This window comes from Burkholderia anthinoferrum, assembly GCF_002925705.1.
Taxonomy (GTDB): Bacteria; Pseudomonadota; Gammaproteobacteria; order Burkholderiales; family Burkholderiaceae; genus Burkholderia; species Burkholderia semiarida.
In genome coordinates, this window is record NZ_LFZP01000068.1 from 1 (window position 1) to 14,858 (window position 14,858).

At 68.7% G+C, this 14,858-nt stretch carries 13 protein-coding genes; 2 read left to right on the top strand and 11 right to left on the bottom strand.

The window, feature by feature from the left end; genetic code table 11:
* On the top strand, window positions 1-507 hold a 507-nt coding region (locus C5F75_RS34355), incomplete at its 5' end, for a GGDEF domain-containing protein (RefSeq protein WP_146075232.1).
* Window positions 508-584: 77 nt separating this feature from the next.
* Here C5F75_RS34355 and C5F75_RS34360 read toward each other — a convergent pair.
* Window positions 585-1,484: a LysR family transcriptional regulator gene (locus tag C5F75_RS34360; RefSeq protein ID WP_104013390.1), complete on the bottom strand. Its 900-nt coding sequence runs from the start codon at window positions 1,482-1,484 to the stop codon at window positions 585-587.
* 110 nt (window positions 1,485-1,594) lie between these two features.
* Here C5F75_RS34360 and C5F75_RS34365 point away from each other — a divergent pair, with 110 nt between their 5' ends.
* Window positions 1,595-2,458, top strand: coding sequence for an SDR family oxidoreductase (locus C5F75_RS34365; RefSeq protein ID WP_104013391.1), 864 nt, complete (start codon window positions 1,595-1,597; stop codon window positions 2,456-2,458).
* 242 nt (window positions 2,459-2,700) lie between these two features.
* Here the strand turns inward: C5F75_RS34365 and C5F75_RS34370 are convergent, their stop codons facing one another.
* From C5F75_RS34370 to C5F75_RS34415, 10 genes are all read right to left on the bottom strand, one after another.
* Window positions 2,701-3,603 (bottom strand): GNAT family N-acetyltransferase, encoded by a 903-nt coding sequence (locus tag C5F75_RS34370; protein WP_104013392.1) that lies wholly within the window; start codon window positions 3,601-3,603, stop codon window positions 2,701-2,703.
* 195 nt (window positions 3,604-3,798) lie between these two features.
* Window positions 3,799-4,986, bottom strand: a complete 1,188-nt coding sequence (locus C5F75_RS34375) for a M20 aminoacylase family protein (protein WP_104013393.1) — start codon at window positions 4,984-4,986, stop codon at window positions 3,799-3,801.
* A gap of 68 nt (window positions 4,987-5,054) precedes the next feature.
* Window positions 5,055-6,512, bottom strand: coding sequence for an aldehyde dehydrogenase family protein (locus C5F75_RS34380; protein WP_104013394.1), 1,458 nt, complete (start codon window positions 6,510-6,512; stop codon window positions 5,055-5,057).
* Window positions 6,509-7,786: an NAD(P)/FAD-dependent oxidoreductase gene (locus C5F75_RS34385; RefSeq protein WP_104013395.1), complete on the bottom strand. Its 1,278-nt coding sequence runs from the start codon at window positions 7,784-7,786 to the stop codon at window positions 6,509-6,511. Before C5F75_RS34385 ends, C5F75_RS34380 begins: the two co-directional genes overlap by 4 nt.
* A gap of 111 nt (window positions 7,787-7,897) precedes the next feature.
* A complete protein-coding gene (locus tag C5F75_RS34390; protein WP_089466186.1) occupies window positions 7,898-9,223 on the bottom strand; it encodes an NAD(P)/FAD-dependent oxidoreductase in 1,326 nt (441 codons plus the stop codon).
* A gap of 2 nt (window positions 9,224-9,225) precedes the next feature.
* Entirely contained in the window at window positions 9,226-9,960 is a 735-nt protein-coding gene (locus C5F75_RS34395; protein WP_104013396.1) for a cupin domain-containing protein, read from the bottom strand.
* Between the two features lie 120 nt (window positions 9,961-10,080).
* A complete protein-coding gene (locus C5F75_RS34400) occupies window positions 10,081-10,512 on the bottom strand; it encodes a helix-turn-helix domain-containing protein (protein ID WP_104013397.1) in 432 nt (143 codons plus the stop codon).
* Between the two features lie 24 nt (window positions 10,513-10,536).
* Window positions 10,537-11,814: an NAD(P)/FAD-dependent oxidoreductase gene (locus C5F75_RS34405; protein WP_456151273.1), complete on the bottom strand. Its 1,278-nt coding sequence runs from the start codon at window positions 11,812-11,814 to the stop codon at window positions 10,537-10,539.
* Window positions 11,815-12,010: 196 nt separating this feature from the next.
* Window positions 12,011-13,885 (bottom strand): ABC transporter ATP-binding protein, encoded by a 1,875-nt coding sequence (locus tag C5F75_RS34410; RefSeq protein ID WP_060011035.1) that lies wholly within the window; start codon window positions 13,883-13,885, stop codon window positions 12,011-12,013.
* Window positions 13,885-14,841, bottom strand: coding sequence for an ABC transporter permease (locus C5F75_RS34415; RefSeq protein WP_059637497.1), 957 nt, complete (start codon window positions 14,839-14,841; stop codon window positions 13,885-13,887). The genes C5F75_RS34410 and C5F75_RS34415 overlap by 1 nt, the downstream gene beginning before the upstream one ends.
* Window positions 14,842-14,858 lie beyond the last annotated feature (17 nt).

The following is a 14,858-nucleotide window of genomic DNA, read 5'->3' on the forward strand; positions in this document are numbered from 1 at the left end:
GGCCTGCACAATCGCCGCGCGCTCGATACCGCGCTGGCCGACGAATGGGAGCGGCTGCAACGGGGCGGCGACGGCAGTCTCTCGCTGCTCTTCATCGACGCGGATCACTTCAAGCAGTACAACGACCGGCATGGGCACGCAGTGGGCGACACCGCGCTGCGCTTTCTCGCCGAATGCATCCGCGCGCATACGCGGCGGCGCGGCGACCTGGCCGCGCGCTACGGCGGCGAGGAATTCGTCGCGGTGTTGCCCGATACGGACGAAACCGGCGCCGCGCAGGTCGCGGAGGCGATTCGCCGCGAGGTGGAACGCAACCGGCTCGACGGGTTTGCGGAAGCGGTGCCGCCCTTTACCGTCAGCATCGGCTGTGCGACTGGGCGGCGCGCGCGGCACGCTTCCGTGCACGCGCTGTCGCATCAGGCGGACATGGCGCTCTATCGCGCGAAGCGCGAAGGCAGGAATCGTGTGTGCCGTGCGCAGGCGGAGCCGGTCGCGCAGCCGGCGTGAAAGCGCCGGTTCGATTCCGAAAGGGCGCCGGCATCCGGCTCACGACATCGCGACGCGCGTGCGCTGCCGCGACCGTTTCACTGCCCCGGTTCGATATACGCAGCCAGTTCTTCCGGCTTGCCTGAAGGAAACGCCTCCTTCAGGTGATCGAGAAACGCGGAAACGCGCGCGCTCAATAATCGCCTGGACGGATACAACGCCCACAGCGCGATATCGGGCCCCGGCACGTCGCCCCAACTGACGAGTGTGCCGGCCGCCAGGTCGCGGCTCACGAGCGACACCGGCAGGCACGCGGCGCCCAGGCCGAGGCGGACCGTATCGCGCACCATGCTCAGCGACGACAGCCGCGCCACGGGTTCGACCGCTATGCGCGCCGTACCGTCCGGGCCCGCGACCTCCCATGCCGCACGGCCGTCGCTTGTGCCGCGAACCACGGCCGGTGCGGGTGCGTCGCCGCTCGGTCGCGCCAGCTCGGGCCGCGCGACGACGACCAGCCGGTCGCGCAGGAACACGCGCCCGATCAGGCTTTCGTCAGCGGCCGGGTTCACGCGGATCACGAGGTCGTAGCCCTCCTCGATCATGTCGACGGGCCGGTCTTCGGTCGTCACCTCCAGCCGGACGTCAGGGTATTTCAGCGCGAACGTCGCCACGAGCCGCCCCATCGCGAACTGGGAAAAGACCATCGGTGCGCTGATGCGCAGCCGGCCACGCGGCCGTTCGCTTCCCGCTGCAATGGCCGACGCGCTGTCGGCGAGTTCCGCGAGCAGCGCGCCTGTCCGCTCGTAGAGCGCGCGCCCTTCCTGCGTGAGCTTCACGCCGCGCGAGCCGCGCTCGAACAGACGCAGCGACAGACTGTTCTCCAGTTCCGCGACGCGGCGCGACAGCGTCGCCTTCGGGCGATCGGCCACCCGCGCGGCCTCCCCGAAACTGCCATGGCGAGCGACGAGATTGAAATCGGCGAGTGCGAGCAGGTCCATGTGTTCCACCAGTGAGACGAGACGTCTATTTATCACATCTTCCGGATCGAATGTGGATCACCTAACTTACGTGGGCAGTCAACCCTATCGTTAGCTCAGGAGCGAACATCATGACCATTCTCGTTACGGGCGCCACCGGCCGCGTGGGCCGCCAGGTCGTCCATCAACTCGTCGATCGCGGCGCCGACGTGCGCGTGCTGGTGCGCGATCCGGCCAAGGCCGATTTTCCGGCGGCCGTGACCGTCATGCAGGGCGACATGCTCGACGTCGACGCGCTTCGTACGGCGTTCTCCGGCGTCCGCACGCTGTTCCTGCTCAACGGCGTGGCGGGCGACGAATTCACGCAGGCGCTGATCGCGCTGAACCTCGCCCGCGAAGCGGGTATCGAGCGCGTCGTCTATCTGTCGGTGCTCCACGCCGACCGCTTCGTGAACGTGCCGCACTTCGCGGTGAAGTCCGGCGCGGAGCGGATGATCGAGCGAATGGGCTTCAGCGCGACGATCCTGCGGCCTGCGTATTTCATGGACAACGAATCGATGGTCAAGGACGTGATCGTCGGCCACGGCGTCTACCCGATGCCGATCGGCGGCAAGGGCGTCGCGATGGTCGACGTGCGCGACATCGCGGAAGTCGCGGCGATCGAGCTGATCCGCCGCAACGACGCGCCGGGCAAGCTGCCGCTCGAGACCATCAACCTCGTCGGGCCCGACACGCTGACGGGCGAACAACTGGCATCGATCTGGTCGGACACGCTGGGCCGCGCCGTTGCCTATGGCGGCGACGATCCGACACCGTTCGAACGCAATCTGGCGCAGTTCATGCCGAAATGGATGGCGTACGAAATGCGGCTGATGGCCGAACGCTACGTCAGCGACGGCATGGTGCCGGAGGCCGGCGACGTCGAGCGGTTGGCCGCGATCCTCGGCCGCCCGCTGCGGACATATCGCGCCTTCGCGGCCGCGCTGCTGCGTTGAACGCGATGCCGCGCCTTCATGCTCCGTGCGGGAGTGCAGGCGGTCGCCAGGCGGTTGAACCGGCATCGCGCGCGACCGGTTCGCCGCGATCGCTGTGCCGCCGCCGGCGACGGCGATCGCGCAGCGGCAGCGCGGAACACGTACCGGATGGCCCGGCATTCGGATGTCGGGCAGCGAAGCGGCGGCGTCGATACAATCGGTTGTTCCCGCCTGCCGCCACGATCGCCTATCCGGCCGATGGCCTACAACATGGCCTGACTGACGAGCCCGTACAGTCCGTAGATCGGGTCGGCCGCGCCCTCGTGCGCCGCGGCCGGCGCGTTGCGAACCATCTTCGAACAGGTATCCACGTGTTTCAGTCCCTGTTCGCTCAACCAGTCCGGCAAACTGCTCCCGTCAGGCACATCGATACGAACGAATTCACCGTCTCGTTTCGTCAGCCAATAGCCGATCAGCGCCTTCGCACGCGCATCGTCGCTCGAACGCGGCGCGACCACCGGACCGATCACGTCACCGCGACCGAAGCGCCGCAGCACCGAAAACCCGACGACCTCGCCGTCACGTTCGAGCACGACGCTTTCTCCCCGCTTCTGCAATGCGGACAACAGCGCCTCGCGCTCGAGGCCGGACGCACGCGTGGCGAGTTCGACCAGGCGCGGCCAGTCGGCCGGCGATCCGGCACGCAGCCGCTCGCCGTCGGGCACGACAACGGCGGCAGGCCGATCGACGTTCCCCTGATATTGGCCCAGCGACCCGCACACGGTGAACCCCAGTTTCTCGTAGAGCGGCCGACCGGCCGGCGTCGCGTGCAGAAACGTGATGCGCGGCCCCAGTTCGTCGAGCAGCGTTTCCATCAGTTTGCGGCCGATGCCTCGCCCCTGATGCGCGTCGGAAACGATCACATGCCCGATTGCCGCGCGATCCGCACCGTACTTCCAGCACATCGCCGTGCCGATGACTTCGCCGTTTTCCTCGGCCGCGAACGCGACCGACGTTTCCGCGGAAAACTGCCAGTCTTCCGCGCGGAACGGCCAGCGAAGCGCCATGGAAAGAGCATGGGCGGCGGGGACGTCCGCCGCGGTGAATCTGCGGTAGCGAAGTGCCGACGTCGCGCCGTGCTCCTTCACTTCATGTTCCTGGTTCATTCAGCAATCCTTTCAAATAGTGTCGCTGTGCGACACGGCACATCATATAAATGCACGGCGATGACATCGAAGCGGCGACAAATTGCACGGCGCTCCCCGGCTGGCATGAGTGCACGACGATCAGGAAGCACGCCGTTCCCGGACCTGACGCCCGATCGCCCCAAAGTCAGCCGGTGTCAACGCCGCCCCGACGCATCACGGCGATCGCGTGAAATAACGCTGCGCCAACGCGACCCAGTACCGGACGCCGGCCGGAATGATGTCGTCGTTGAAGTCGTATTTCGGATGATGCAGCGCCGGTGCGCTCGTGCCGTCCTGCGCATTGCCGATCAGCACGTACGCACCCGGCCGCTCCTCCAGCATGAAGCCGAAGTCTTCGGACGTCATGTTCGGCGGTACGTTGGCAGACAGGCGTTCCTCGCCGAACGTGTCGCGAATCACCGCTTCGCACAGCGCCGTCTCGGCCGGCGTGTTGACCGTCGCCGGGTAGTACTGAAAAAACTCCACGTCGACCTGCGCGCCGTAGGCGCCCGCGAGCCCTTCGCAAGCGAGCCGGACGTCGTGCTGCAGCTTCTGCTGCAATGCCGACGACAGCGTGCGGATCGTGCCGCGCAGCTCGGCGGTGTCGGGAATCACGTTGTCCGTCGTGCCCGCATGGAACATGCAGACGGAAATGACCGCCGGGTCGACGGGATCCTTGTGCCGCGCGGCGATGGTCTGACACTGCAGCACCATCGAGCATGCGAGCGGCACCGGATCGATGCCCAGATGCGGCTGCGCCGCGTGCGCGCCCTTGCCCGTCACCGTGATCCTGAAGCGCGAGCCCGCGGCCATGATCGGGCCCGTGCGCAACCCGAAATGCCCGGCCGGCAACCCCGGCCAGTTGTGCATGCCGAATACCGCTTCCGTCGGGTATTGCTCGAACAGGCCGTCGTCGATCATCCTGCGCGCGCCCGCGCCGCCCTCTTCGCCCGGCTGAAACACGAAATGGACGGTGCCCGGCAACTGCGGCAGCGTCTTCAGCACCCGTGCGGCGCCGAGCAACATCACGGTATGGCCGTCATGGCCGCACGCATGCATGATCCCGTGTGTGCATGACGCATGCGCGAAGTCGTTCGCTTCGTGGATCGGCAATGCGTCCAGATCGGCACGCAGCACGATGCCGCGGCGCGGGTCCGCACCGGGCAGGCTCGCGACCACGCCCGTGCCGCCCAGCCCGCGCGACACCGCATAGCCGAGTGCCTCGAGCTCGCGGGCGACGACGTCGGCCGTCCGGTGTTCTTCGAATCGCAACTCGGGATGCGCATGCAGGTCGCGACGCAGCTTCGCCCAGTGCGCGTGATGCGTTTGCAGCGATGTGTCGGATATGACGGGGTTGTCCAATTTCGGCACCTTCGAATGTAGCGGGCTTCCCACTGTACTGCCGGCGCGAATCGCGCGCAGCGGCTGCGTCAATCGTAAAAGCCGACGATCGACTTGACTTCCATATACTCCTCCATCCCTTCGATCCCGTACTCGCGGCCGTTGCCCGACTGCTTGTATCCGCCGAACGGCGCTTGAGGATCCCATGCCGGATAGTTCAGGTGCACCTGCCCCGCGCGGATGCGTCCGGCCACCGCGCGCACCCGCTCCATGTCGGTGCCCTGCACGTGCGCGCCCAGCCCGTACACGGTGTCGTTCGCGATGGCGATCGCTTCGTCGACGGTGTCGTAAGGCAGGATCGCGAGGACCGGCCCGAAGATCTCCTGCTGCGCGATCGCCATGTCGGTGCGCACGTCGGAGAAAATCGTCGGCCGCGCATAGAAGCCCTTGTCGAAACCCGCGGGCCGGCCGGGGCCGCCGGCGATGAGCTTCGCGCGTTCGTCGATGCCCACGTCGATCATCTGCGCGACCCGTCCGAATTGCGCGCGATTGGCGAGCGGCCCGTGCGTCGTCGCCTCGTCGAACGGATCGCCGACGACGAGCGTTTGCGCGGTCGCGACGGCCAGCGCCTCGACCTCGCCGAGCGCGGCGCGCGGCACGATCATGCGGGTCGGCGCACTGCACGACTGGCCCATGTTCCGGAACGCGGCGGCGACGCCCGGCGGCACCGCACGCTGCAAATCGGCATCCGGCAACACGAGGTTCGGCGACTTGCCGCCCAGCTCCTGCGCGACGCGCTTGACGGTCGGCGCGGCCGCCTGCGCGACGAGCACGCCGGCGCGCGTCGATCCGGTGATCGACACCATGTCGACTTCCGGATGCGACGAAAGCGCGGCGCCCACCGTTTCGCCGCTGCCGCTCACGAGGTTGAATACGCCGGCGGGCACGCCCGCGTCGGCAATCACTTCCGCGAACAGCAGCGCGCTGAGCGGCGACAGCTCGCTCGGTTTCAGCACCACCGTGCAGCCTGCGGCGAGCGCCGGCCCGACCTTCGCGGTGATCTGGTAGATCGGCCAGTTCCACGGCGTGATCAGCGCGCACACGCCGATCGGCTCGCGCGCGACCGCGGTCGTCCCGCGCCGCTCGACGAACGGGTAGCGCGCGAGGTTGTCGCGTGCGACGCGGATATGTTCGGCAGCGAGCGGCACATGCGCGCCGCGTGCGTAGCCGATCGGCGCGCCCATCTCCAGCGCGAGCGCCGTGGCGAACAGCTCGGCGCGCGCCAGCATCAACGCATGGATACGATCGAGCAGCGCCGCGCGTTCCTGCGGTGACGTCGCGGACCAGCGTTCGAACGCGCGGCGCGCGGCCTGCACCGCGCGGTCGGCGTCGCGCGCGCTGCCGAGCGGAATCTCGCACAGCGTGTCTTCAGTCGACGGGCTGACGACCGCGAACCGGTCGCTGCCGTCGGGCTGCACCCAATCGCCGTCGATGAAAAAGCGATCGAGCCTGCCGGCTTGCATCAGGTGAACAACTGGGGAATTCATTGCAGAGTGTCCTTGAGTCGATACCACGCGCCGACGAACGGCAAGAACCACGGTTTGCCGAAGTGGCCCGGAATCGCGGGCCAGTCGAAACCTTTCCACGGGTTCAGCTCCGCGCGTCCGTCCATGATCTCCGCCATCAGCGTGCCCATCAGCGTGGCCATGTGCGTGCCGTGGCCGCTATAGCCCATCGAGTAGTAAACGCCGTCGCGCTCGCCCGCGCGCGGCAGCCGGTTGGCCGTCATGTCGACCATTCCGCCCCAGCAGTAGTCGATGCGCACGTCGGCCAATTCGGGAAACACGGCGGCCATCTGCTGCCGCAGGATCGCCCCGCTCTTTGCGTCGGAATGCGGGTTCGACGCGGCAAACCGCGCGCGCCCGCCGAACAGGATCCGGTTGTCGGGCGTGACGCGAAAGAAATTGACGAAGTTCTTCGTGTCGGTCACCATCCGGCGCGTCGGCAGCAACCGGTCGAGCAGGTCGTTCGGCAACGGCTCGGTGACGATGATGAACGCACCGACCGGCACGATCCTGCGGCGAATCCAGCCGAACGGCCCGACCTGCGAAATGCCGCTCGCGAGCAGCACCTGGCGCGCGCGGATCTCGCCGAGCGGCGTGTGCACCGCGTAGGCGCCGCCTGCTTGCCGCTTCAGGCCGAGCACCGGCGCGTGCTCGAGAATATGCGCGCCGCGGGTTTGCGCGGCGCTCGCCAGCCCCCGCACGTAACGGCCGACATGCATCCCGGCACTCTTGCCGAAAAGCAGCCCGCCGTGATAACGGTTCGAACCGATCTCGTCGCAAAGTTCAGCCTTCGTGACCATGCGCGTGTCGGGGTCCACGCTCGCCGCGAGCAGCGCCTGGCTGCGCACGAGCTTGTCGTAGTGCTCGGGCTTCGCCGCGAGCTTCAGCTTGCCGCGGCGCGCGAAATCGCAATCGATCGACTCCTCCCTGACCAGCCGCTCGACCGTGTCGACGCCCGCGTCGAACGCGAGATAGAGCCGGTTGGCCAGCTCCGTGCCGATGCGCTGCGACAGCGATGCGTAATCCTGCGCGAAGCCGTTGTTGCACATGCCGCCGTTGCGTCCCGATGCCGCCTGCCCGACGGTGCCCGCCTCGCAGACGATCACGCGCGCGCCTTTTTTGGCCAGCGCCAGCGCGGCGGCCGAACCGGTGATGCCGCCGCCCACCACCACCACGTCGCAACTTCCGCCGGGCAACGCCGGCGTGTGGCTCACGAATGGCTCCGACGTATCGAGCCAGTAGGAACTGAAACGCATCTGGAACTCCCAAGCTGTCGCATCGCATCACACGCGCGCTGACGAGCCGGCGAACGTTCGCCGCCCCGCCCCGGTCGCGCGTGCGATCCGGACCGGCGCGACGGCCTTGTACTAGAAATCCGCGACCTTGCCCCACGCGGACTCGCTGAACCGCCCGGGCCGGTACGGCGTCGGGTCCACGAACGGCTGCGCGCCGGATGCGAGATCGGCGATCAGATGCCCGGCGCCCGGCCCGATCCCGAAGCCGTGCCCCGAAAAGCCCGCCGCGAGGATCAGCCCCGGCACGCCCGGCACTTCGCCGATACCGGGCACGCCGTCCGGCGTGCTGTCGACGAAGCCGGCCCATGCATGCGTGATCGTCGCTTCGCGCAGTTCCGGCAGCAGTTCGGCCGCGCGGCGGTAGGTTTCGGCGACCGTCGGCATGTCGGGCTTCGGATCGAGAATGCGCACCGCTTCCATCGGCGTCGGCGCATCGAGGCGCCAGCGCTTCAACGTTTCATGGCCACCGCGCACGCCTTCGAGACCGCCCGGCAGCAGGTTGCGCCAGCGCTTCGCGAACATCGGCACGAATTGCGGCGCGAAACGCAGGAACTGCGGCGTCGGGTCCACGCGCGCGCGGCCGCTGATCGCCAGCGCGTAGCGTCCGTCGCTGCGGCGCGTCACCGACACGCCGGACGTGTACATCGCATCCGGCAGCGGCGTTTCGACGGGCGACACGCTCAGGATCGACTGACGGATCGACGCCTGCGGAAACCGGATGCCGAGCTGGCGGCAGAACGACGACGCCCATGCGCCGCCGGCCATCACGGCCGTCCTCGTCCTGATGACGCCGGCCTCGGTGACGACGCCGGCCACGCGGCCGCCCTCGAGCTCGATGCCGCGCGCCGCGCAGTACTGATGGACGCTGCCGCCCAGCTTGATCAGCGCGGCGGCCACGGCCGGCGCGGCCTTGCCCGGGTCGGCCGTGCCGTCGGTCGGCGAGAACACGCCGCCCTTCCACTGCCGCCCGGTCGCCCGTCCGCGCTCGGCGGCCTGCTTGCTGTCGAGCATGTACGTGGTCACACCCGCGGTCTTCGCGAATTCGCCCCAACTGGCCCAGCGGGACAGTTCGGCCTCGTCGTTGCTGAGATACAGCAGCCCGCAGCGATGAAAGCCCGTGTCCTCTCCCGATTCGGCGGCGAACCGTTCCCACAGATCGATGCTCTTGCTCGCCATCGGCAACTCGCGCGCATCGCGGTTCTGCTGCCGGCACCAGCCCCAGTTGCGGCTCGATTGTTCGGCGCCGATGCGCCCTTTCTCGACGAGCGCGACCGACAGCCCGCGCCGGGCCAGATAGTAGGCGGTGAAGACGCCGATGATGCCGCCGCCGATCACGACGACGTCGGCCGCGGCCGGCGGCGTGGACAAGGTTTCGATATGGCGCAGCGGAGGGGACATGCTCAGTCTCGTTCGGTGGAGGGTTTGACGTTCTGCATCACGTAGAACTTCGCCACGCGTTCGCTGCTTTCCCACCCGATCGACGCGCCGCGCGGCACGAACAGCGCATCGCCGGCGCCGAGCGACAGTACGCTGTCGTCGGGCGCCGCGAACCGTACGCCGCCGTCCAGCAGGAACATGAACTCGTTGGCACGATGCGGCCGGACGATCCGGTGATACGGTGTCGAATCCCACGTGCCCGCGCAGTATTCGGCGCCGTCGTCGGTGAACACGTTGTCGCTGCGGCATTGCGGCGCGGGGCTCAGCAGCACCTCGGCCGGCAGCGTGGCGGACGGCTTGAAGTCCGCGTCGGCGCGCAACTCGAAGAGGCCGCGTTTCGTCGGTGTCTCGCACGCTGCCGCGCAGAACGTCAGCAGCACCGGCGATTGCGCGGCGATGCGCAGCGCCGTGCCGCCGCCGATGACGGCGCCTTGCCCCGGGCCGAGCACCAGCGGCGCGGCCCCGGCCGCTTCGAGCGTCAGCTCGCCCTGGACGACGACGACGGTTTCGATGTGCGGAAAGCTCGACACGTCCAGCTCGCCGACGAAGCCGATGCGTCCCGCGGCCATCGCGTCGGGGCCTTCCCACGCGATCTCGCGATGCGACGCGAACGGATCGCTCGCGCCGAACGCCTGCCGGCGAAACGCGGTGGAAGAAGGTGCGCCGTCGGCACGGTGCAACACGAAAGCTGCGGTCATTTCTGCTCCTGTGCAATGCGTGGCGGTCTGGTTCAACGCCGTCACGCGATATCGGAAATCGTCGTTCGCCGGCTCGTCTGCCGGAAAATCCTCAGCGGGGCATGTCGTCCATGCCCGTGCTTACGCCGCGTGACACGACGCATCGCGGTGTTCGGCGCGCAAGCGCGCCGATGGCGTTCGCATCGGCGCGCCGCCCATTCGGGCGACCACGTAATCGCGCGGCGTGATCCCGAGCACGCGCCGGAAATGCCGGCACAGATGGCTCTGGTCGAAGAAGCCGACGTCGGTCGCGACGACCGACGGCGCGAGACCGGCGCGCAACAGGTCCTGCGCCCGGCGTACCCGCACGAGACACAGATACCGGTGCGGCGACAGCCCGGTTTCGCTGCGAAAGCGCGCGGTGAAACGCGATACGCTCAACCCGGCCACGGCCGCGAGCGTGTCCAGGTTCAGCGGCTGCGCGAACGACGCGTCGATCGTGCGCAGCACGTCGTCGATCGCCGGCGAGACCGGCCGGGCGACACGAGGCGAGCCAATGAATTGCACTGTCATATCGGATTCTCCGGGGCGCTCGCTTCAATGCAGGAAATCCTGCATCCGGTAATACGCGCCGACGAGCGGCAGGAACCACGCGTGCCCGAAATGGCCGGGTATCGCCGGCCAGTCGAGTTCGCGCCACGGGTTCGACGCGGCCGCGCCATACAGCACGTCGGCCATCACGCGGCCCATGTGCACCGACATCTGCACGCCGTGGCCGCTGTAGCCCATCGAGTAATAGAGCCCGTCATGCTGGCCCGCGCGCGGCAGCCGGTCGGCGGTGATGTCGACGAGCCCGCCCCAGCAGTAGTCGAGCCGCACGCCGGCCAGTTCGGGGAAATAGCCGGCCATGCCGGCGCGCAGGACGTCGCCGCTCTTCGCATCGGAGCGCGGGCTCGACATCGCGAAACGCGCGCGGCCGCCGAACAGCAGCCGGTTGTCGGGCGTCACACGGAAGTAGTTGCCGATCTGGCGCGACGTCACGTAGGCGCGGCGATGCGGGAACAGTCGATTGAGCTGCGCGTCGGGCAGCGGTTCGGTCACGACGATGAAGCTGCCGACCGGCGCGATGCGCCGCCGGAACCACGCGAACGGCCCATGTTGCGACGCGCCGGTCGCGACCAGCACGCGGTCGGCGACGATCGTGCCGCGCGTGCACGTGATCGTGTGGCGCTCGCCGTCGAGCCGCTCGATCTGCGTGACGGCCGCGTGCTCGTACACGCGTGCGCCCGCCCGCACGGCCGCCTGCGCGAGGCCGACGCCGAACTTGCCCATATGCATTTGCGCGCCGTTGCGCTGCAGGAGCCCGCCGTAGAAACCTTCGGACGCGATTTCATCGCGGATCCGCGACGGCTCGATCAGTTCGATGTCCGGATCGACGTCGCGCCGCAACGCATCGAACGTCTTCGCGAGCCCAGCAAAGTGCTGCGGTTTCGCGGCGAGCTTCAGCTTGCCGGCGCGCCGGAAATCGCAGTCGATCGCATGGTCGGTCACGATCGTCTCGACGCTCTTCACCGCGCTTTCGTACGCGAGATAAAACTGCTTTGCCTGCGCGGCGCCGATGCGCGCGGCCAGCGACGCGTAATCCTGCGCGACGCCCGTATTGCACTGGCCGCCGTTGCGGCCGGATGCTTCGCCGGCGACCTGCGCGGCTTCGAGCACGACCACCGAGACACCGCGCTGCGCGAGCGCGAGCGCTGCCGACAGGCCGGTGAAACCGCCGCCGATCACGACGACGTCGGCCCGCCCCTCGACAGGGCCAACGCTTGCGTCGCGAAACGCGGGGCGGGTATCCAGCCAGTACGATTCCAGTTTCATCGGATCCTTCACGAGCATTCCGGCAACAACGATCGGCGACCGTTCAATGAGAATCATTTAATCACCGTCAAAAACCGCAGTTGCCGCGTATTCGCGCACGGCACGCGTATAAATTGCCGTTTTGCACGACCGCCGCGGCAGACTATGCGGCGGGCCGTTCACCGCACCGCGCGATGAACGGTTCGCGCGCCACGCACTACAACTGCACCGGCGTGACACCTGCGGGAATCGGCTCTGCCTGGAAGCGCGCGAGATCTTCCTCGCTGCGATGGCACAGCACCTGCGCGCCGTTGCCGAGCGTGCGCAGCGACGGCGCCGTCCGGTTGCACACGCCGTCCACGCGCATCGCGCAGCGCGACAGGAACGGACACAGCTCGGCCTCGTTCTCGCGCTCGCCGATCGACACCAGCGGCCGGTGGCAACGCTCGGCCGCATCGTCGAGCCAGCCCGCGCGCAGCTCCGGCGCGGACGACACCAGCAAGTGCGAATACGGGTGATAAGGCGGCGCGCACAGCGCGTCGCGGCTGCCCGTCTCCACGCGGTGGCCCGCATACAGCACGACGATGTCGTCGCTGATCGCGCGCACCTTCGCGATGTCGTGCGTGATGAACACGTACGACACGCCGAGCTTCGCCTGCAGGTCGCGCAACAAATCGATGATCGCGGCGCCGACGACGGTGTCGAGCGCCGACGTGACCTCGTCGCACAGGATCAGGTCGGGCTCGGCCGCGAGCGCGCGCGCGAGGTTCACCCGCTGCTTCTGTCCGCCCGACAGTTCGCCGGTACGCCGCGACGCGACCGCCGGCGGCAGCCGCACGAGTTCGAGCAGCTCCGCGACGCGCTGGCGTGCACGCGCGCCCTTGATCCCGTGATAGAACGCGAGCGGCCGCGCGAGCGTGCGCTCGACGGTATGCACCGGGTTGAGCGCGGTATCGGCGTTCTGGAACACGATCTGCACGCGGCGATGCTGCTCCTTCGTCCGTTTGCCGATATCGCGCGCAAGCGGCTCGCCGTCGAGCAGGATCTCGCCGCCGGTCGCCGGCACGAGGCCCGCGATCACCTTCGCGAGCGTCGTCTTGCCGGAGCCCGATTCGCCGATCACGCCGACCGTCTGCCCGCGCCCGATGCGCAGGTCGACTTCATGCAGGATCACCTTCGCGGGCCAGCCGTTCGCGGCGCGGCCGCCGTAGCCGGCGATCGCGCCGCGCACGTCGAGCAGCGGCGCCGGCTCGGCCGGCGCTTGCGCCTGCGCCTGCGCATCGCGTCCGGCATCGTTCGGCGTGACCGCCGCGATCAGGCTCTGCGTGTACGGGTGCGCCGGCGCATGCAGGATCTGTTCGGTCGCGCCCGCCTCGCGGATCACGCCATCGCTCAGCACGACGATCCGGTCGGCCATCTGCGCGACCACGGCCAGGTCGTGCGACACGTACACCGCACTCATCCCGTAGCGCCGGATCACGTTCTTGAACGCCTGCAGCACGTCGATCTGCGTGGTCACGTCGAGCGCGGTGGTCGGCTCGTCGAGGATCACCAGCTCCGGATCCGTGATCAGCGCCATCGCGGCCATCAGCCGCTGCAACTGCCCGCCCGATACCTGGTGCGGATAGCGCTTGCCGATCGTCTCCGGCTCCGGCAGCGCGAGCGCGCGAAACAACTCGATCGCCTTCGCCTGCGCGTCGCGCTTCGTCATCGTCCCGTGGATCAGCGCGCTCTCGATCACCTGATCGAGAATCGTGCGCGACGGGTTGAACGCGGCGGCCGCGCTCTGCGCGATATACGCGACCTTGCGGCCGCGCAGCGCGGTCAGCGCCGGTCCGGAAAGCGTGCACACGTCGGTGCCGTCGAGCTTGACCGAGCCGCCGGCGATCCGGCATCCGGCGCGCGCGTGGCCCATCAGCGACAGCGCGATCGTCGTCTTGCCGGAGCCCGATTCGCCGATCAGCGCGAGCACCTCGCCGCGCCCGATGTCGAAGTCGACGCCGTGGACGATCGTCGTTTCCTCGCCGCCCGGCCGGCCGCCGACCACGCGCAGCCCGCGCACCTCGACGAGCGGGTTCGATTCGTGTCGCATCAGTGTCCTCCGGCGGCGCCGGCCGCGCCCTTGCGGCGGCCGCGATGCGGCAGGCCGTCGATCAACAGGTTGACGCCCACCGTCAGGATCGCGATCGCGACCGCGGGCATGATCGCGACGGCCGAGCCGTCGCCGAGGCTCGCGATGTTCTCGCGCACGAGCGAGCCCAGGTCCGCATACGGCGGCTGCACGCCGAGCCCGAGAAAGCTCAGGCCGCTCAGCAGCAGCACGACGAACGTGAAGCGCAGGCCGGTGTCCGCGAGCATCGGGTGGATCATGTTCGGCAGCATTTCCACGCACGCGATGTACAGCGCGCTTTCGCCGCGCGCCCTGGCCACCTGCACGAATTCGAGCGTGCTGATGTTGACGGCGAGCGCGCGCGCGATCCGGTACGAGCCCGGCATGTAGCTGACCGCGGCGGTAAGGATCAGCAGCGGCAGCGACGAGCCGAACGCGGCGACGAACATCAGCGCGAACATCTTCGACGGAATCGACGTGAGCGCGTCGAGCAGCCGGCTCATCGTCTCGTCGACCGCGCGGCCCGACACGGTCGCGAGCAGCCCGAGCGTCGTGCCGGTCACCGCGGCGAGCAGCACCGCGGCCAGCGCGAGCAGCACGGTCAGCCGCGTGCCGTACAGGATCCGGCTCAGCATGTCGCGGCCGAGGAAGTCGGAGCCGAACGGCAGCTTCGCGCTGAACGGCGCGAACACGTCGGGCGTGACGATCGCGCCGACGTCATGCGGCGCAATCAGCGGCGCGAACAGCGCGACGAACAGCATCAGGCCGGCCATCGACAGGCCGACGCGGCCGCCGGTCGTCAGGGCGATGCGCGCGGCGCGGCGCTTGCGCGGCTGGTCGGGGGCAGGCGCGGCAGGCGGCAGGCCGCCCCGCCCCAGGGGCGGATCGCCGGATGGCGGCAGCGCGCTGCTGCGTTGAACGGGTTCGATCGGTTGCATGGGCGGCATCTCGGAAG

What these genes read in the sequence shown, in the direction of transcription:
- C5F75_RS34395 (WP_104013396.1), bottom strand. Translation starts at nt 9,960, where the DNA reads ATGACCGCAGCTTTCGTGTTGCACCGTGCCGACGGCGCACCTTCTTCC.
- C5F75_RS34410 (WP_060011035.1), bottom strand. Translation starts at nt 13,885, where the DNA reads ATGCGACACGAATCGAACCCGCTCGTCGAGGTGCGCGGGCTGCGCGTG.
- C5F75_RS34405 (WP_456151273.1), bottom strand. Translation starts at nt 11,814, where the DNA reads ATGAAACTGGAATCGTACTGGCTGGATACCCGCCCCGCGTTTCGCGAC.
- C5F75_RS34370 (WP_104013392.1), bottom strand. Translation starts at nt 3,603, where the DNA reads ATGAACCAGGAACATGAAGTGAAGGAGCACGGCGCGACGTCGGCACTT.
- C5F75_RS34415 (WP_059637497.1), bottom strand. Translation starts at nt 14,841, where the DNA reads ATGCAACCGATCGAACCCGTTCAACGCAGCAGCGCGCTGCCGCCATCC.
- C5F75_RS34380 (WP_104013394.1), bottom strand. Translation starts at nt 6,512, where the DNA reads ATGAATTCCCCAGTTGTTCACCTGATGCAAGCCGGCAGGCTCGATCGC.
- C5F75_RS34360 (WP_104013390.1), bottom strand. Translation starts at nt 1,484, where the DNA reads ATGGACCTGCTCGCACTCGCCGATTTCAATCTCGTCGCTCGCCATGGC.
- C5F75_RS34400 (WP_104013397.1), bottom strand. Translation starts at nt 10,512, where the DNA reads ATGACAGTGCAATTCATTGGCTCGCCTCGTGTCGCCCGGCCGGTCTCG.
- C5F75_RS34390 (WP_089466186.1), bottom strand. Translation starts at nt 9,223, where the DNA reads ATGTCCCCTCCGCTGCGCCATATCGAAACCTTGTCCACGCCGCCGGCC.
- C5F75_RS34385 (WP_104013395.1), bottom strand. Translation starts at nt 7,786, where the DNA reads ATGCGTTTCAGTTCCTACTGGCTCGATACGTCGGAGCCATTCGTGAGC.
- C5F75_RS34365 (WP_104013391.1), top strand. Translation starts at nt 1,595, where the DNA reads ATGACCATTCTCGTTACGGGCGCCACCGGCCGCGTGGGCCGCCAGGTC.